This is a genomic window from Streptomyces sp. NPDC029216 (genome assembly GCF_040648015.1).
Lineage (GTDB): Bacteria > Actinomycetota > Actinomycetes > Streptomycetales > Streptomycetaceae > Streptomyces.
In genome coordinates this window covers 89734-106232 of record NZ_JBEZWL010000005.1, presented here as the reverse complement: position 1 = coordinate 106232, position 16499 = coordinate 89734, and the positions used below count along the sequence as shown (strand labels likewise).

Here is a 16499-nt window from a genome sequence, read left to right as displayed (position 1 = left end):
GGACACCGATCGTGGCCCGCCGGGTAGTCATCACAGGCATCGGGGTGCTGGCGCCGGGAGGCATCGGCGTCGGCGAGTTCTGGGACCTGCTGAGCTCGGGGCGCACGGCCACGCGGGAGATCACCCACTTCGACGCCTCCCCCTTCCGCTCCCGGGTGGCGGCCGAGGCCGACTTCCTGCCGGAGCTCCACGGCCTGACCGACGGCGAGATCCGCCGCATGGACCGCGCCGCCCAGTTCGGCGTGGTCGCGGCGCGCGAGGCGGTGGCCGACAGCGGCCTCGACCTCGCCGGACTCGACCCGTACCGCACCGGCGTCAGCATGGGTACCGGGGTGGGGGCCGTCTCCAGCCTCGACAAGGCCTACCGCGCGGCCAGCGACCACGGCCGCCTCGCGGCGGTCGACCACACGCGCGCCCCGGACGACCTGTACGACCACTTCGTCCCCGGCTCCTTCGCCACCGAAGTGGCCTGGGCCGTCGGCGCCGAAGGTCCGGCCACGGTGGTCTCCACCGGCTGCACCTCCGGGATCGACTCGGTCGCGCACGCCGTCGACCTGATCCGCGAGGGCAGCGCCGACGTCATGGTCACCGGCGCCACCGACGCCCCGATCACGCCCCTCACCCTGGCGTGCTTCGACGCGATCAAGGCCACGACCTCCCTCAACGACGACCCGCAGCGGGCCTCCCGGCCCTTCGACGCCACCCGCCGCGGCTTCGTCCTCGGCGAGGGCGCCGCCGTGTTCGTCCTGGAGGAGCTGGAGAGCGCCCGCCGCCGGGGCGCCACCGTCTACGCGGAGGTCGCCGGCTACGCCTCCCGCTCCAGCGCCTTCCACATGACGGGGCTGCGCCCCGACGGCCGCGAACTGGCCGAGGCCATCACCGTGGCCCTCGACGAGGCCCACCTGAACCCCTCCGACCTCGACTACGTCAACGCGCACGGCTCCGGCACCCGGCAGAACGACGCCCACGAGACGGCCGCCTACAAGCTGGCCCTCGGCCCGCACGCCCACCGCACGCCGGTGAGCTCGGTCAAGTCGATGATCGGACACTCGCTGGGCTCCGTCGGGTCCATCGAGATCGCCGCGTCCGTCCTCGCGATGCGCCACCACGTCGTGCCGCCGACCGCGAACCTGCGCATGCGCGACCCCCAGTGCGACCTCGACTACGTTCCGATCGTCGCGCGGGAGCACCGCACCGATGCCGTCCTCACCGTCGGCAGCGGGTTCGGCGGCTTCCAGAGCGCGATGGTGCTGGCCCGGCCCGACAGGAGGACCGTATGAGCGCCAGGACCCTGGTCACCGGCATCGGCGTGGCCGCCCCCAGCGGCCTCGGGGTGGACGACTTCTGGGCGGCGACCCGCGTCGGCAAGAACGCCATCGGGCCCGTCACCCGCTTCGACACCTCCTCCTACCCCTCGCGCCTGGCCGGGGAGATCCACGGCTTCGACCCCGGGGAACACCTGCCGGGCCGGCTCGTACCGCAGACCGACCGGGTCACGCAGCTCGCCCTCGTCGCCACCGACTGCGCCTTCGAGGACGCGGGACTGGCCCCCGGGGACCTCCACCCCTGCGACATGGGCGTGGTCACCGCGGCCGGCTCAGGAGGCTTCGAGTTCGGCGAGAACGAGCTGCGCAAGCTCTGGGGCCAGGGCCCCAAGCACGTCAGCGCGTACCAGTCGTTCGCCTGGTTCTACGCCGTCAACACCGGCCAGATCGCCGTGCGCAACGACCTGCGCGGGCCCACCGGCGTCCTCGTCGGTGACCAGGCCGGCGGCCTGGACGCCCTCGCCCAGGCCCGGCGCCGGCTCCGCAAGGGCAGCCGGCTGATCGCCACCGGCGGCTTCGACGCCTCGATCTGCTCGCTCGGGTGGGCCGCGCACCTCGCCGGCGGCGACATGTCGACCAGCGACGAGCCCGACCGCGCCTACCTGCCCTTCGACGAGGCCGCCTCCGGCTACGTACCGGGAGAGGGCGGTGCGCTGATCATCCTGGAGGACGAGGAGAGCGCGGCCGACCGCGGGGCGCGCAACGTCTACGCCGAGTTCGCCGGGTACGGGGCCACCCTCGACCCCCGGCCCGGCAGCGGCCGGGAGCCCGGCCTGCGCCGGGCCGTCGAGACGGCGCTCGCCGACGCCGGATGCCACCCGGCCGAGGTCGACGTGGTCTTCGCCGACGGCGCGGGCGTCCCGCGGCTCGACCGGGAGGAGGCCGAGGCCATCACCGCGGTCTTCGGACCGCTCGGCGTACCGGTCACCGCGCCCAAGACCATGACCGGGCGGATCGCCGCGGGCGCGGCGCCCATCGACGTGGTCTCGGCGGTGCTCGCCATGCGCGAGGGACTGATCCCCCCGACCATCAACGTGGAGCTCTCGCCCGCGCACGACATCGACCTGGTGTCCCTGCGGCCGCGGACGGCGTCGGTGCGCACCGCGCTCGTCCTCGCACGCGGCCGCGGCGGATTCAACTCCGCGGTGGTGCTGCGCGCACTCGACTGAGCGGTCCCGCCGACGCTCCGCCCGGCGGTCCGCCGAGCGGACCCGTCCAGTGGCTCCGCCCCACCCGCGTCCGCCTCCGCCTCCTTCCCCCGGCGGAGGCGGACGCCGCCCATGCCCCCGCACCGAACTCCCGCAACCGGAAAGACCGGTGCGGAACACCGATGAAGGGACCCGACGTGTCCAAGCAGGAATTCACCATCGACGACCTCAAGCGCATCCTCCTGGAGGGCGCCGGCGCCGACGAGGAGGTCGACCTCGACGGCGACATCCTCGACACCGACTTCGAGTCGCTCGGCTACGAGTCGCTGGCGCTCCTGGAGACCGGCAGCCGTATCGAGCGCGAGTTCGACATCACGCTCGACGACGACATCTTCGCCGACCACAGCACGCCGCGCTCCCTGGTCGAGGCCATCAACGCGAGCCTCAAGGTCACCGTCAACGCCTGACCGGTCGGAGCCCGGCCCCTCGCCGGGGCCGTGGCTCCGACCCCGCCACCACCTTTCCGCCCCCACCCCGCCCCACAGAAAGGGAGTACGCCCATGGCCATCGATCAGGACCTCACCGAGACCCAGGTGATCGTGGTCGGCGCGGGCCCCGTCGGACTGCTGCTCGCCGGAGAACTCCGGCTGGCGGGCACGGACGTGGTGGTGCTCGACACGCTCACCGCCCCGACCTCCGAATCGCGGGCGTCCACCCTGCACGCCCGCACCATGGAGATCCTCGACAGCCGCGGCCTGCTCGACGCGATCGGCGACGTACCGCGCGAGAGCGCCGGACACTTCGGGGGCATCCCCCTCGACCTCGGCCTGCCCGGCCCCTACCCGGGGCAGTGGAAGGTCGCCCAGACCCGGCTGGAGGAAGTCCTCGGGGAGTGGGCGGCCGACCTCGGAGCGGACATCCGGCGCGGCCACGAGCTGACCGGACTGACCGTGACGCAGGACGGGGTGCTCGCCGACGTACGCACCGAGGACGGCGGGCAGCGGTCCTTCCGGGCCGCGTACGCCGTCGGCTGCGACGGCGAGAACAGCGCCGTGCGCCGGCTCGGCGGCTTCGGCTTCCCCGGCACCGACGCCGAACGCGAACTGCTGCGCGCGGACGTGGCGGGCATCGACATCCCCAACCGCCGCTTCGAGCGCAAGGCCGGCGGGCTCGTCGTCGCCGCCCGCCGGCCCGACGGCGTCACCCGGGTGATGGTGCACGAGTTCGGGGCGCGGCCCCGGCCCGGACAGCCCTCCTTCGAGGAGGTCGCCGACACCTGGAAGCGCATCACCGGCGAGGACATCGGCGGCGGCACCCCGCTGTGGGTGAACTCGTTCGGCGATGCCTCCCGGCAGGCCGACACGTACCGGCGCGGCAGGCTGCTGCTCGCCGGGGACGCCGCGCACCAGCAGATGCCCATCGGCGGCCAGGCCCTCAACCTCGGCCTCCAGGACGCCTTCAACCTCGGCTGGAAGCTGGGCGCCCGGATCGCCGGGCACGGCGACGACGCACTGCTCGACACCTACCACGAGGAGCGGCACGCGGTCGGGCAGGGCGTGCAGAGCAACATCCGGACCCAGGCGCTGCTGCTGCTCGGGGGCCCCGAGGTGGACGCGGTACGGGAGGTGTTCGCCGAGCTGAGCGCCGGCGAGAACGTACGCACGCACCTGGCCGGGCTGATCTCGGGGCTCTCCGTACGCCACGAGGTGGGCGAGGACGCCGCCGTCTCCGAGCTGCTGGGCCTGCGGGCGCCGGCCTGGGAGGTCACGACCGCCGACGGGAGCACCACGGTGCTCGGCCTGCTGAGGCCGGGGCGGGGGCTGCTGCTCCTGCCGCCGGGCGAGGAGGCGCGGCGGGCCGAGCTCGCCGAGGCGGCCGGGGCCTGGGGCGACCGGGTCCGCGTCGTGGCCGCCATGTCCGTGGGCGGCGGGGCCGGCGGGGCCGACGAGCCGAGGGGCGCGGTGCTCGTGCGGCCCGACGGGTACGTGGTCTGGGCCGACGGGCCGGGGGCGGGGGCGCTCACCGAGGCGCTCACGCGGTGGTTCGGGGCCGAGCGGCCGGACGCCGCCCCCGTGGTGCCGGAGCCCGCCGTCGCCGCTGCGGCACCGGCCCGCGTCTCCGTGGCACCGGCCGCGCTCGCCGGGGTCCGGCGGGGCGTCGGCGCGGAACGGCTCACCGGCCGGACCGCGCTGGTCACCGGGTCGAGCCGGGGCATGGGCCGGGCCGCCGCGATGCGGCTCGCGCAGGAGGGCGCGCTCGTCGCCGTCCACTACCACCAGGACGAGACGGCCGCGCGCGAGGTCGTGACCTCCGTCGAGAAGGACGGCGGGCGGGCGTTCGCGGTGCGGACCGAGCTCGGCGTCGAGGGTGACGTGGAGCACCTGTTCTCGGCGCTGGAGGAGGACCTGCTGGAGCGGACCGGCTCCTCGGACCTGCACATCCTGGTGAACAACGCCGGGGTGATGGGCGGGGTCGCGGCGGACCAGGTCACGCCTGAGCAGTTCGACCGGATCTTCGCGGTCAACGCGAAGGCGCCGTTCTTCCTGATCCAGCGGGCGCTGCGGAACATGCCGGACGGCGGGCGGATCATCAACATCTCGTCGGGACTGACGCGGTTCGCGAATCCGGACGAGATCGCGTACGCGATGAGCAAGGGCGCGCTGGAACAGCTCGCGCTGCACTTCGCGAAGGCGCTCGGGCCGCGCGGGATCACCATCAACTCGGTCGCGCCGGGGATCACGCGGAACGGGAACCCGGTGTTCGACATTCCCGAGGCCGTTGAGCAGATGGCGGGGCTGTCGGCGTTCAACCGGGTGGGTGAGCCGGAGGACGTCGCCGATGTGGTGGCGTTCCTCGCCACCGACGAGGCGCGGTGGATCACCGGGTCGTTCGTGGACGCCACGGGCGGCACCTTGCTCGGCTGAGCCGTTCCGGTTCCTCCCCCAGCTACCGCTGGGAGGTACCCCCAGGGGCTCCGCCCCAGACCCCGCGCCTCAAACGCCGGCGAGGCCGGATTTCGCGGCGTTGGGGCTTTGAGTTCCGTCGGCGTGTGTATCCCACGCGCCACGCCGGCGGTGGGCGGGCCGGCCGGGGATCCCTCCCCGGGCGGTCCGCCCCCTTCTTCGAAACGCGAGCGTGTAGTCCTCGATGAGCATTTCCTCCGGCGCCCGGGTCGGGGCCCGTTGGGCTCTGGTGTCCGTGCTCGCCGCGAACATGTTGGTGGACGCCCTGGAGGTGTCCGCGACCCTGGTGGCGCTGCCGGCCGTCGGCAGCGGGCTGGGGGCTTCCGTCACCCGCGTGCAGTGGATCGTCACCGGCTTCGCCGCCGGGTTCGGCGGGGCGCTGCTGCTCGGCGGGCGGCTGGTGGAGTGGTTCGGGCGGCGGCGGGTCTTCCTCGCCGCGCTGCTCGTCTTCGCCGCCGCGTCGCTGGCCGGGGCGCTCGCCGACAGTGCGGGCCCGCTGATCGCCACCCGTGTGGTGAAAGGTTTCTGTGTCGCGCTGACCGCGCCCACCGGGCTCGCCATCATCGTCTCCGCCGTCCCCGAGGGGGACGCGCGGCGGCGGGCCGTGTCCGTGTACTCGCTGTTCGGGGCCGCCGGGTTCTGTACGGGGTTGCTGACGTCCGGGCTGCTCACCGAGGCCGGGTGGCGGTGGACCCTGGCCTTTCCGGCGCCCGTCGCGCTGCTGCTGTTCGCCGCGGGGCTGCGGCTGGTCCCCCGGGAGCCGGCCGGGCCCGGGGGCGGGCCGCGGTGGCACGCGGTGGCGGCCGGGGGAGCGCTGACCGGGGCGGTGCTGCTGCTCGTCCAGGCGCTGGCCGGCGGGCAGTGGGGCGCGGCGGCCGCGGCGGCCGTGCTGGGTCTCGTATGCGTACGGGCCGAACGGGCCTCCCCGCGGCCGCTCGTGGACACCGCGCTGCTGCGGCACGCCCCGCTCGTGCGCTCGGCGCTGGGGGCGGCCGCCCTCAACGGCTCCTACGTGAGTTTCCTGCTGGTGGCCGCGCTCGATCTGCGGCGCGGCGGGTGGACCTCCTGGGAGACGGCCCTCGGGTTCCTGCCCGCCAGTGCGCCGCTGGCCCTGACCGCCCTGCACTCGGGGCGGATCGCCGCCCGGCTGGGGCCGGCGCGGGCCGTCGCCGCCGGGGCGCTCGCCGCACCGCTCGGATACGCGCTCTACCCGCGCTCCGGCGGGGGCGGGGTGCGGTATGCCGAACTGGTTCCGTCCATGTCCCTCGTCGGACTCGCCTTCGTCTTCGCCTTCACCGCCCTGCACCTCCAGGCGACCGGATCCCTCGCCCCCGCCCTCCAGCCGGCGGCCGGCGGGCTCTACCAGACCTGCGTGCAGCTCGGCGCCGCGCTGACCCCCGCGCTGACGTCCGCGCTGTACGCGACCGCCGGCCGGGGCGCAGCGCTCTGGCTGGTCACCGCCGTCGGTCTGGCCGGCGCAGGCGCCGGCCTCGCCGGCCTCCTCGCACCTCGTTCGACCGACCCTTCCCGATAGCCGCCGGATCCCTCTCCCACCCGGCGGTGCCGTCCACGACCCGGAAAGCATCATGACCACACTTCACATGTCACAGACATACGAAACAGCCACAGGCCTGGTGCACATGACCAGGCCCGACATGGCAGTCCTGGCCACCGCCGGGCTGCGCGAGCGCACGCGGATCCTGGAGCAGTACGTGCGCGAGGAGCTCGGCCGGATCCTCGGCATCGAACCGCACCTCGTCGACACGACGGGCCGCCCCATGGGCTGCCTCGGCATCGGCTCGATCTCCGGTATCGAACTCCAGTACCGGATGGAGGCCACGCTCGGCGTCGACGTGAACCTCCAGCGGCTGCTGCTCGCCAACAGCGCCCAGGAGCTCATCGACTGCCTCGCCGGCCAGCTCGGCCCCGAGGCCCACCTGCACGGGACAGCGGTGCCGGCATGACGACTACCACCCTGCTGCCGGCCGCCCGTCCGGTGGTGAACCACCAGGGCCTCGACCGGCCGGACTTCACCCTCTCCGCCGACCGGGTCGACCTCTGGCTGATCCGCCGCCCCACCGGGGCGGACGCCGACGCCCTCGCGGTCGGCGAACTCGACGAGGGCGAGCGCAAGCGCGCCGACGCCTTCATCCGCAAGTCGGACGGCATGCTCTACGCCGCCGCACACGTCGCGGTGCGCCGGCTGCTCGGACGTTACACGGCGACCCTGCCCCAGGACGTCCGCTTCATGCGCGAGCCCTGCCCCGGCTGCGGCGAGGCGCACGGCCGCCCGGCGCTGGCGCCCCCGCCGCCGCCCCTGCACTACTCCCTCTCGCACAGCGGGGGCGTGGCCATGGTCGGCGTCGGAACGGTCCCGCTCGGCGTTGACGTGGAGAAACTCCCCGGAGCCGAGACGGTGGACATCTGCTCCAAGGCGCTGCACCCCGACGAGCAGGCCGAGATCGCCGAGGCCGGGTCCGGCGACGCGCGCAGGCACCTGTTCGGCCAGATCTGGACGCGAAAGGAAGCGTTTCTCAAGGGGCTTGGGACAGGGTTGAGCCGCTCACCCGCCGAGGACTACCTGGGCACAGATCTGGACCGGCACCCCGACGGCTGGACCATGGTCGGCGTTCCGGCCGACACCACCCACGCCGCCGCCGTGGCGGTCAAGGGCCAGGCCCCCAAGGTCGTCAACGTCAGGTGGGTGCCCGACACCTGGCTGGCCGCAGGCAACACCGTGTGCGGCTCCGCCGCCCCCGGACCGAGCGACACGGTCCTCGCCAGTTGAACCGCAAGTAAGGACGTGACCGGATGACCCGCACCGCCTTCGTCTTCCCGGGCCAGGGCTCCGAATGCGCCGGTATGGGCAAGGAGTTGCTCGCCCTGCGGCCCGACCTCGCCGACACCTTCTACCGCACCGCCGACGACCTCCTCGGGTTCCCGCTGTCCCGGCTGTGCGTCGAAGGGTCCCCGCGCGACCTGGAGGACCCGACGGTGGCGCAGCCGGCCGCCTTCCTGACCAGCATGGCCGTACTGGAGGTCCTGCGCGGCCGGGGCCTGGAGCCGGACGCGGTGGCCGGCCACAGCCTGGGCGAGTACGCGGCGCTGGTGGCCGCGGGCTCCCTGGAGTGGACCGAGGCGCTGTGGCTCGTCCGGCTGCGCAGCGAGCTGGTGGCCACCGTCGGGGACCGGGTCGGCAGCGCGACGGCCGCGGTCATCGGCCTGAGCCGCCCGGACCTGACGCGCCTGTGCGCCGAGAGCCGGGCGGCCACGGGCCAGGTCGTGGAGGTGGCGGGGGACAACGAGCCCCGGCAGACGGTGGTGTCCGGGCAGGCCGAGGCCGTGGCCCGGGTGGCCGACGAGGCCCGGGCGGCCGGGGCGCGGGTGGAATGGCTGCGCACCGGTGGCCCGTTCCACTCCAGCCTGCTCGGCGAGGCCGAGGCGGAGTTCACCGAGACGCTGATCGCGACCGAGTTCCGCGACCCGTCCGTGCCGCTGGTCTCCGGTGTGACCGGCGGGTGGGTGACGACGGCCGCCGAGGCCGTCGTCGCCCTGCGCGGCCAGCTCACCAGCCCGGTGCGCTGGACCGCGGCGGTGGAGACGCTCGCCGCCTCCGGAGCGGACCGGTTCGTGGAGGTGGGCCCCGGCCGGGTGCTCGGCGGGCTGGTCCGCCGCATCCTGCCGGGGGCCCGCGTCCACAGCACGCACACGCGTGAACGGCTCGCGGAAGCCGTGGAAGAGCTGAGCGCCAGCGCGGTCTGACCGGCGGCCCACGGACACGAGGACGCCCGCGGCCCCGCCCGCACGCACGGAACCCGCAGCGTGAACGCCGGCGGGAGGTCACGAGACGAGGAGCAGTCCATGGACAGGCAGCAGGAGACCGGCCGGCTCATCCACGTGGTCAAGGGGCGTCCCGACGCCGAGGAACTGGCGGCGCTGACCGCCGTGGTCCTGGCCCGGGCGGCCGCGTACGAGGGCCAGCACGGCGGCACGGCCGGCGGCGGACCCACCCTGGCGGGCTGGCGCTGCCCGCGACAGCCCCGTGCCTTCCACGGCGCCCGCACCTGGCGGGAGCCCCGCTCCGCCTAACGCTCCGCGGGAAGCGTGCGGGGGAGCCGCGGGCCGGCCGGTCGGGCCGCGCGGCTCCCCGGCATGCCTGGACTTCCGTCCGGGCGGCCCCCGGGCCGGGCCGGCCGGACGCGCTCGACGGGTTCGGCGGCCTCGCCGACAGCGCCGGCCGACGGGACGCCCGACCACGTCATCGCCTCGGTCAAGGAGTTCACGGGCGGACGCTCCTGACCGCCGATTCCGTGAGTCCGCCCACAGGAGAGGCCATGCCATCGACCTTTGACGACATCGCGGACCTGCGCGACCAGATACGGGTGCTGCGCGACCGCACCGAGCTGCGTGAGCTGTTCGACCAGTACGTCACCGCCCTGGACACCTTCGACGGAACGGGTCCGGACGAGGCCCGGTTCGCCGTGCTCTTCACGGAGGACGCCACCTTCGCCTTCCCGATCGGCGTGTGCACGGGGGTCGAGGCCTTCGCCGCCTTCCAGCGCGAGGCCCGGGACCGGTGGGCGCGCACGCACCACGTCAGCGCCAACCACACCATCACCCTCGACGGGGACCGGGCCGTCATCCGCGCCCAGCAGCTGACCACCCACGTCCACCACGCCGGGGCGGGCCCCGCGGCCCACTTCGACGTCGGCGGGCACACCGAGGCCCACGCCGTGCGCACCGAAGCCGGCTGGCGGCTGAGCCACGTCTCCTTCCGCGTCGTGTGGGACTCCGGGGTCCGGCTGCCCGAGCTCGCGGGAGTCCGGCTGTGAGCACCGGATGAACGCCGTGCAGATCGCCGGCTACTGGGTGCCCGCGCGGGAACCCGTACGCGAGCCCGTACGCGAGCCCGCCCGCGGGGCGCGGCCGTACCCGGCGCCTCCCCTGACCGCGCTGCTGCGCCGCAGGGCCGCCTGGGGGCTGGCCGTCACCCGGGGCCGGGCCGCGCGCTCCGCCCCGGCCCGGCCGGACCGGCGCACCCGGCCCGCCCGACCGACCTGACCCCGCCGGGGAATCCCGGCCGGGGTACCGACCCAGCCCTGGAGACCCCTCATGGACCTCGCCCCGTCCCCCGCCGCGCCCCCGGTGCGGTCCGTCGTCCTCGACGCGGACGGGGTCCCGCTGTCCGGGCTGCTCGCCCTGCCCGCCGCGCCCGTACCCCGGGCCGTGGTGGTGGCGCTGCACGGGGCGGGGATGAGCGCGGGCTACTTCGACAGCCGGGTGCGGCCCGGGTTCTCCCTGCTGGAGCTCGGCGCCTCGCTGGGCTTCGCCGTACTGGCCCTGGACCGCCCCGGGTACGGGGCCTCCGCGGCCGTCCTGCCCCGGGGGCTGGACCTCGCCGGGCAGACGGCCGCCCTGCTCGCCGCTCTGGAGGGGTACGCCGCCGGCCACGAGCTCGGCGCGGGCGTCTTCCTCGTGGCCCACTCCAACGGCGGCCGTCTCGCGCTGTCCGCGGCGGCCGCGGCCCGGGGCCGGTGCGCGCCGCTCGGCGTGGACCTGTGCGGCACCGGCCGCCACTTCGCGGTGGAGCCCGGGCAGCTGCCCGGGGCGGACTTCCCCGGGCAGTGGCGCCGGCACTGGGGGGCGCTGCGCTTCTACCCGCCGGAGGCCTTCCGGGCCTGCGCGGACGTGGTGCGCCCGGTCCCGGCCGAGGAGGCCCGGGAGACCCCGCTGTGGCCGGGGATGTACCCCGCCGTGGCGGCCGGAGTACGGGCTCCCGTGCGCTTCACCTTCGCCGAACAGGAGCTGTGGTGGAGGCGCGACCGCGAGGCGATGGAGGAACTTCGGACTCCGCTGAAGGGGGCCTCCACAGAGGTGGTGATTCAGCCGCATGCTGGACACAACGTCAGTCTGGGCTGGGCCTCCCGCGGCTATCACCTGCGGGTCATGGCCTTCCTGGAGGAATGTCTACTCGCCCGCGAGACCGGGATCCATCGGGTCCCGGCCACAACTGACCGGGAAATGAAGAAGGTTGACCGGGATCTGACATAGATCCCGTTGACCAACAGATCGGTACCTACGAGGCTTTTCGTGAGCATCCCGTGACGTGTAACGAAATCCGTCATACCGGGACACGTCCACTCGGCCTCTCGCACGTCTGACTTGATTCATCAGCATTTTTTTGATTCATCAGATCATCCCGATAAGGAACACACATGAGTGACGTGAAGGACCTGGTGCAGGTCGCCGGCATCATCGACGCCGAAGAGGCCAAGCTTCTGGCCGAGGAGGGCGTCGACTGGTTCGGCTTCCCGCTCCGCCTCCCGTCGGGCAAGGACGACATCTCCGAGGCAGCCGCCACGGAGATCATCGCCGGCCTGAAGGCTCCGCAGGAGGGCGTCCTCATCAGCTACATGACGGACGCCGACGAGATCAGCGCGTTCACCACGCAGCTCGGTGTCAAGGCCGTCCAGCTCCACGGCGACGTCGAGCCGGAGCAGCTGCGCAAGCTCAAGGCCAACCGCCCCGACCTCTACGTGCTCAAGAGCCTGGTCGTGAAGGAGGACAACGCCGAGGAGCTCCTCCAGCTCGTCGACGAGGTCGCCGACGTGGTGGACATGTTCATCACCGACACCTTCAACCCGGCCACCGGTGCCAAGGGCGCCACCGGTCTCACCCACGACTGGAACGTCAGCGCCGAGCTCGTGCGCCGTTCCCCCAAGCCGCTCATGATGGCCGGCGGCCTGAGCCCGGAGAACGTCGCCGACGCGATCCGCTTCGTCAAGCCCGCCGCCGTCGACGCGCACAGCCTCCTCGAGGGCGACGACCGCCGCAAGGACCGCGCCAAGGTCGCGAAGTTCGTGGCCGAGTCGCGGAAGGCCTTCGCCGAGATCGCCAGCGCCTGATCTCGGCACCTGACCCACACGGTTGCGGTTCCCGGGGCCGACACGGCCCCGGGCCCGGCCGCAGCACGTCTCCACGACCGACGAGAAGCAGGTTTCTCATGGCGACCGGCCACCACAATGTCCACCCGCTGCCGCAGACCAACCAGCTCCGCGCCATGCACACGATCATCCGCGACCGCAGAGCCTCCCGCGCGGACTTCGTGTTCTACTCCCGGCGCATCATCCGTCTCCTGCTCGAATCGGCGCTCGACCAGCTGCCGTTCGACCAGCACGAGGCCATCACGCCGGTCGGAGAGACGTACGAGGGACTGAGACTCGGTCCCCAGCTGTGTGCCGTGCCCGTGGTCCGGGCCGGCGACTCGATGCTCGACGAGCTGCGCCAGGTCATCCCCGACATCACCGTCGGCAAGCTGCTCATCCAGCGGGACAAGACCACCAAGCTCCCGCACCTCTACTACAAGAACTTCCCCGAGGACATCGCCGACCGGCACGTCCTCCTCCTGGAGCCGATGCTCGCCACCGGCGGCAGCGCCAACGCGGCCATCGAGGTGCTCCTCGACTCCGGCGTGCGCGAGGAGAACATCGTCTTCGTGAACTTCCTCGCCTCCCCCGAGGGCATCGAGGCCGTCCACGCCAAGCACCCGACCGTCAAGATCGTCACCTCGTCGATCGAACAGCGCCTCAACGAGAACGCGTTCATGATCCCGGGCATCGGCGACTTCGGCGACCGCTACTTCGGCACGACCGACTCGGCCGTGGCCTGATGAAGAGCAGCCGTACCCTTGTCGACTCCGCGCTGACGGCACTCGCGCCGGCGATCTGGGGGTCCACGTACCTGGTCACCACGGAGCTGCTTCCTGCGGGCAGGCCCCTGCTCGCCTCGCTGCTCCGTGCCCTGCCCGCCGGCCTGATCCTGGTGCTCATCGGGCGGACGCTGCCGAAGGGCATCTGGTGGTGGCGCGCCCTGGTGCTCGGCGTGCTGAACATCGGCGCCTTCTTCTACCTGCTCTTCGTGGCCGCCTACCACCTGCCGGGCGGGGTCGCGGCGCTGGTGATGTCCATCCAGCCGATGATCGTGCTCCTGCTGGGCGCGGTCCTGCTGAAGGACAAGATCAAGCCGATCCACCTGATCTCCTGCGCCCTCGGCGCGGGCGGTGTGGCCCTGCTGGTCCTCCAGCCGAACGCCGGGCTCAACGCCACCGGTGTCATCGCCGGCCTGCTGGGCGCGCTCAGCATGGCCTCCGGCATCGTGCTGACCAAGCGCTGGGGACGTCCCGAAGGCGTGGGCCTGCTGCCCTTCACGGGCTGGCAGCTCACCGTCGGCGGCCTGGTGCTGCTCCCGATCGCGCTGATCGGTGAGGGCCTGCCGAGCGAGATCACCGGCAAGAACCTGCTGGGCTTCGCCTACCTCGGCATCATCGGGGCCCTGTTCGCCTACGCGATCTGGTTCCGCGGTGTGGCCCGGCTGCCCGCGCTGGCCGTCTCGTTCCTGAGCTTCGCCTCGCCCCTGGCGGCCACCGTGCTCGGCTACCTCGTCCTCGACCAGTCGCTCTCGCCGATCCAGATCGTCGGAGCCCTGACCGTGGTCGCGTCCGTGATCCTGGCCCAGCCGCGCAAGGGCAAGCCCAAGCCCGAGCCCGAGCCGGTCCGACCGAGCTCGCGGGCGTCCGTCCAGGCGTAACGACGGACACCCGCCCGAGACTCCCCGCCCGCTCCCGCCCCCGAGGCGGGCGGGGAGCGGTGGTGGCACACCGCGGCCTCCCCCGTCCGCGGTGTGCCACCAACCCCCCCTGCACGAACGAATCGTGAGAGGACCTCAGCCGTGCCCCACATCCACATCAGGCACTACCCCAGGGACTTCACGGCCGAGCAGCTCCGGGCGGTCGACGAGGCGGTCACCGCCGCCGTGACGAAGACCTTCGCCACCGGCGAGGACACCGTCTCGATCTCCCTGGAGCCGATCCGTCCGGAGGACTGGGAGGAGCAGGTCCTCTCCGAGATAGCGGCCCGCCGGGAGCTGCTGGTCAAGCGGCCCGGCTACTGGAACGAGAGTTGAGAGAGACCCGATGAGCGCAAGCAGCGGCATCCCCGTCGTCTACACCGAGGAGGTCCGTGAGGCCCTCCACGAAGGCAAGGCCGTCGTCGCCCTGGAGAGCAACGTCATCACGCACGGCCTGCCCTACCCGGACAACGCGGCCACCGCCCGCAAGGTGGAGGACGCGGTACGGGCCGGCGGAGCCGTTCCGGCGACGATCTGCATCGAGGCCGGGGAGATCCGCGTCGGCATGTCGGACGCCGACATCGAGCGCTTCGCCTCCCTGCCGGGCATCCCCAAGGTCTCCAGCCGGGACCTGCCCGTCATCCTGGCGCAGGGCGGCCTCGGCGCCACCACCGTGGCCTCCTCCGTGGTCGCGGCCGAGCTCGCGGGGATCCCCTTCTTCTCCTCCGCCGGCATCGGCGGCGTGCACCGCGGCGCCCAGGAGACCTGGGACGTGTCCTCGGACCTGATCCAGTTCACCCGGTCCAAGGTCGCCGTGGTCTGCGCCGGCGCCAAGATGATCCTCGACCTCGGGCTGACCCTGGAGTACCTGGAGACGCAGTGCGTCCCCGTCGTCGCCTACCGCTCGGACGACTTCCCCGCGTTCTACTGCCGTACGAGCGGCCACAAGGCGCCCCACCGCCTGGACGACGAGCAGCAGATCGCCCGCGCCATCGAGGCCCACTGGGCGCTCGGCAACAACAGCTCCTTCCTGATCACCACCCCGGTCCGGGAGGAGGACGCCATCGACTCCGCCGAGGTGGACACGGCCATCCGTGCCGCCGTCGCCGAGGCCACCCGCGACGGGGTCTCCGGCCAGGCCATCACCAAGTACCTGATGCGCGCCGTCGACGCGGCCACCGACGGCCGCTCGGCCAAGGCCAACATGGCCGTCCTCGCCTCCTGCGCCGAGGCGGCGGGACGGCTGGCCGTCGCGCACTCCGCCCACCTCGCGGAGCGCGCCGGGCGCTGACCCGCGCCCCTTCGAACCACCACCGCACCACGCGTTGACCTGAGTCTGGAGAGAGACACACATGTCCGAGAAGCTGCTCGCGCCGGTCACCCTGGGGAAGCTGGCCCTGCGCAACCGGGTCGTCATGGCACCCATGTCCCGCAACCGGGCCACCGCCGAGGGCCTCGCCACCGACCTGATGGCCACCTACTACGGTCAGCGCGCGTCCGCCGGCCTGATCATCACCGAGGGCGTCCAGCCGTCCGTCACCGGTCAGGGCTTCGGCAACAGCCCCGGTCTGCACACCGAGGAGCAGGCCGCCTGCTGGAAGCCGGTCACCGACGCCGTGCACGCCAACGGCGGTCTGATCGTCGCGCAGCTCATGCACTGCGGCCGCATCGGCCACCCCTCGCTCTACCCGAGCGGCCACCAGTCCGTGGCCCCGTCCGCCGTCGCCGCGGCCGGCCAGGCCTACGGCCCCGAGGGCCCGCTGGACTACCCGGAGCCGCGCGCCCTGACGGTCGAGGAGATCGCCGAGGTCGTCAAGGAGCACGCGGACGCCGCCGAGCTCGCCGTCGAGGCCGGCTTCGACGGCGTGGAGATCCACGCGGGCAACGGCTTCCTGCTCCACCAGTTCCTGGCGGAGAACACCAACCAGCGCACCGACCAGTACGGCGGCTCGGTCGAGAACCGCATCCGCTTCGCGATCGAGGTGATCGAGGCGGTCTGCGAGCGCATCGGCGCCGACCGCGTCGGCGTGCGCATCTCGCCGTCGAACCCGTACAACGACATCGTCGAGGGCGACACCCGCGCCCTGTACGAGGCCCTCGTCGCGGCCCTGCCGCCCGTCGCCTTCCTGCACATCCTGGAGGGCGGCAACCGCGACCACATCGCGGCCCTGCGCGCGCAGTGGACCGGCACCATCGTCCTGTGCCCGCACCCGGAGAACGGCGTCGTGGTCAACGCCGAGGTCGCCGAGGCGGCCCTGGAGGCCGGCGTGGCCTGCGCCGTCGCCTTCGGTGCCTCCTTCATCGCCAACCCGGACCTGCCGGAGCGCATCCGCACCGGCGCCGCGCTGGCCGAGGCCGACCAGAGCAAGTTCTACGGCGGCGACCACACCGGCTACACCGACTACCCGACGCTCGACGGGGCCACCGCCGCGTGAGCA

Annotated in this window: 18 protein-coding genes; all 18 read left to right on the top strand. The window is 73.3% G+C overall.

Annotated features, from left to right (window positions below):
* Window positions 1-8: 8 nt before the first annotated feature.
* The 18 genes from AB0F18_RS03705 (at window position 9) to AB0F18_RS03620 (ending at window position 16496) form a co-directional block, all read left to right on the top strand.
* Window positions 9-1280, top strand: coding sequence for a beta-ketoacyl-[acyl-carrier-protein] synthase family protein (locus AB0F18_RS03705; RefSeq protein WP_362054748.1), 1272 nt, complete (start codon window positions 9-11; stop codon window positions 1278-1280).
* The gene (locus tag AB0F18_RS03700) at window positions 1277-2494 is read left to right on the top strand and encodes a ketosynthase chain-length factor (protein WP_362054651.1); all 1218 of its coding nucleotides are present in this window, start codon (window positions 1277-1279) and stop codon (window positions 2492-2494) included. Before AB0F18_RS03705 ends, AB0F18_RS03700 begins: the two co-directional genes overlap by 4 nt.
* A 176-nt stretch (window positions 2495-2670) precedes the next feature.
* On the top strand, window positions 2671-2940 hold the full coding sequence (locus AB0F18_RS03695; RefSeq protein WP_362054648.1) for an acyl carrier protein: 270 nt from the start codon (window positions 2671-2673) through the stop codon (window positions 2938-2940).
* A 93-nt stretch (window positions 2941-3033) separates the two neighbouring features.
* On the top strand, window positions 3034-5397 hold the full coding sequence (locus AB0F18_RS03690; RefSeq protein WP_362054645.1) for an SDR family oxidoreductase: 2364 nt from the start codon (window positions 3034-3036) through the stop codon (window positions 5395-5397).
* A gap of 223 nt (window positions 5398-5620) precedes the next feature.
* Window positions 5621-6970 carry an MFS transporter gene (locus tag AB0F18_RS03685; RefSeq protein ID WP_362054642.1) on the top strand — a complete coding sequence of 450 codons (1350 nt, stop codon included), beginning with the start codon at window positions 5621-5623 and terminating at the stop codon, window positions 6968-6970.
* A 67-nt stretch (window positions 6971-7037) separates the two neighbouring features.
* A complete protein-coding gene (locus tag AB0F18_RS03680) occupies window positions 7038-7400 on the top strand; it encodes an acyl carrier protein (protein WP_362054639.1) in 363 nt (120 codons plus the stop codon).
* Window positions 7397-8224: a 4'-phosphopantetheinyl transferase superfamily protein gene (locus AB0F18_RS03675; RefSeq protein ID WP_362054636.1), complete on the top strand. Its 828-nt coding sequence runs from the start codon at window positions 7397-7399 to the stop codon at window positions 8222-8224. The genes AB0F18_RS03680 and AB0F18_RS03675 overlap by 4 nt, the downstream gene beginning before the upstream one ends.
* A 23-nt stretch (window positions 8225-8247) precedes the next feature.
* A complete protein-coding gene (locus AB0F18_RS03670; protein WP_362054633.1) occupies window positions 8248-9198 on the top strand; it encodes an ACP S-malonyltransferase in 951 nt (316 codons plus the stop codon).
* 99 nt (window positions 9199-9297) lie between these two features.
* The gene (locus AB0F18_RS03665) at window positions 9298-9525 is read left to right on the top strand and encodes an acyl-CoA carboxylase subunit epsilon (protein ID WP_362054630.1); all 228 of its coding nucleotides are present in this window, start codon (window positions 9298-9300) and stop codon (window positions 9523-9525) included.
* Window positions 9526-9770: 245 nt separating this feature from the next.
* A complete protein-coding gene (locus AB0F18_RS03660; RefSeq protein WP_362054627.1) occupies window positions 9771-10268 on the top strand; it encodes a nuclear transport factor 2 family protein in 498 nt (165 codons plus the stop codon).
* Window positions 10269-10275: 7 nt separating this feature from the next.
* Window positions 10276-10497 (top strand): hypothetical protein, encoded by a 222-nt coding sequence (locus AB0F18_RS03655; RefSeq protein WP_362054624.1) that lies wholly within the window; start codon window positions 10276-10278, stop codon window positions 10495-10497.
* Between the two features lie 51 nt (window positions 10498-10548).
* Window positions 10549-11487 carry an alpha/beta hydrolase gene (locus tag AB0F18_RS03650; RefSeq protein WP_362054621.1) on the top strand — a complete coding sequence of 313 codons (939 nt, stop codon included), beginning with the start codon at window positions 10549-10551 and terminating at the stop codon, window positions 11485-11487.
* 164 nt (window positions 11488-11651) lie between these two features.
* The gene (locus tag AB0F18_RS03645; protein WP_362054618.1) at window positions 11652-12341 is read left to right on the top strand and encodes a phosphoribosylanthranilate isomerase; all 690 of its coding nucleotides are present in this window, start codon (window positions 11652-11654) and stop codon (window positions 12339-12341) included.
* A gap of 98 nt (window positions 12342-12439) precedes the next feature.
* A complete protein-coding gene (gene upp / locus AB0F18_RS03640) occupies window positions 12440-13105 on the top strand; it encodes a uracil phosphoribosyltransferase (RefSeq protein WP_362054615.1) in 666 nt (221 codons plus the stop codon).
* Window positions 13105-14022 carry an EamA family transporter gene (locus AB0F18_RS03635; protein ID WP_362054612.1) on the top strand — a complete coding sequence of 306 codons (918 nt, stop codon included), beginning with the start codon at window positions 13105-13107 and terminating at the stop codon, window positions 14020-14022. The genes upp and AB0F18_RS03635 overlap by 1 nt, the downstream gene beginning before the upstream one ends.
* Before the next feature lie 141 nt (window positions 14023-14163).
* On the top strand, window positions 14164-14397 hold the full coding sequence (locus AB0F18_RS03630; RefSeq protein WP_362054609.1) for a tautomerase family protein: 234 nt from the start codon (window positions 14164-14166) through the stop codon (window positions 14395-14397).
* Between the two features lie 10 nt (window positions 14398-14407).
* Window positions 14408-15352 carry a pseudouridine-5'-phosphate glycosidase gene (locus tag AB0F18_RS03625; protein WP_362054606.1) on the top strand — a complete coding sequence of 315 codons (945 nt, stop codon included), beginning with the start codon at window positions 14408-14410 and terminating at the stop codon, window positions 15350-15352.
* 61 nt (window positions 15353-15413) lie between these two features.
* On the top strand, window positions 15414-16496 hold the full coding sequence (locus tag AB0F18_RS03620; RefSeq protein WP_362054603.1) for an alkene reductase: 1083 nt from the start codon (window positions 15414-15416) through the stop codon (window positions 16494-16496).
* Window positions 16497-16499 lie beyond the last annotated feature (3 nt).

Bases quoted from the DNA above. Each gene is read 5' to 3' on its own strand.
- AB0F18_RS03665 (WP_362054630.1), top strand. From the start codon at position 9,298: ATGGACAGGCAGCAGGAGACCGGCCGGCTCATCCACGTGGTCAAGGGG.
- AB0F18_RS03655 (WP_362054624.1), top strand. From the start codon at position 10,276: ATGAACGCCGTGCAGATCGCCGGCTACTGGGTGCCCGCGCGGGAACCC.
- AB0F18_RS03690 (WP_362054645.1), top strand. From the start codon at position 3,034: ATGGCCATCGATCAGGACCTCACCGAGACCCAGGTGATCGTGGTCGGC.
- AB0F18_RS03700 (WP_362054651.1), top strand. From the start codon at position 1,277: ATGAGCGCCAGGACCCTGGTCACCGGCATCGGCGTGGCCGCCCCCAGC.
- AB0F18_RS03650 (WP_362054621.1), top strand. From the start codon at position 10,549: ATGGACCTCGCCCCGTCCCCCGCCGCGCCCCCGGTGCGGTCCGTCGTC.
- AB0F18_RS03645 (WP_362054618.1), top strand. From the start codon at position 11,652: ATGAGTGACGTGAAGGACCTGGTGCAGGTCGCCGGCATCATCGACGCC.
- upp (WP_362054615.1), top strand. From the start codon at position 12,440: ATGGCGACCGGCCACCACAATGTCCACCCGCTGCCGCAGACCAACCAG.
- AB0F18_RS03685 (WP_362054642.1), top strand. From the start codon at position 5,621: ATGAGCATTTCCTCCGGCGCCCGGGTCGGGGCCCGTTGGGCTCTGGTG.
- AB0F18_RS03680 (WP_362054639.1), top strand. From the start codon at position 7,038: ATGTCACAGACATACGAAACAGCCACAGGCCTGGTGCACATGACCAGG.
- AB0F18_RS03670 (WP_362054633.1), top strand. From the start codon at position 8,248: ATGACCCGCACCGCCTTCGTCTTCCCGGGCCAGGGCTCCGAATGCGCC.
- AB0F18_RS03625 (WP_362054606.1), top strand. From the start codon at position 14,408: ATGAGCGCAAGCAGCGGCATCCCCGTCGTCTACACCGAGGAGGTCCGT.
- AB0F18_RS03660 (WP_362054627.1), top strand. From the start codon at position 9,771: ATGCCATCGACCTTTGACGACATCGCGGACCTGCGCGACCAGATACGG.
- AB0F18_RS03620 (WP_362054603.1), top strand. From the start codon at position 15,414: ATGTCCGAGAAGCTGCTCGCGCCGGTCACCCTGGGGAAGCTGGCCCTG.
- AB0F18_RS03675 (WP_362054636.1), top strand. From the start codon at position 7,397: ATGACGACTACCACCCTGCTGCCGGCCGCCCGTCCGGTGGTGAACCAC.
- AB0F18_RS03635 (WP_362054612.1), top strand. From the start codon at position 13,105: ATGAAGAGCAGCCGTACCCTTGTCGACTCCGCGCTGACGGCACTCGCG.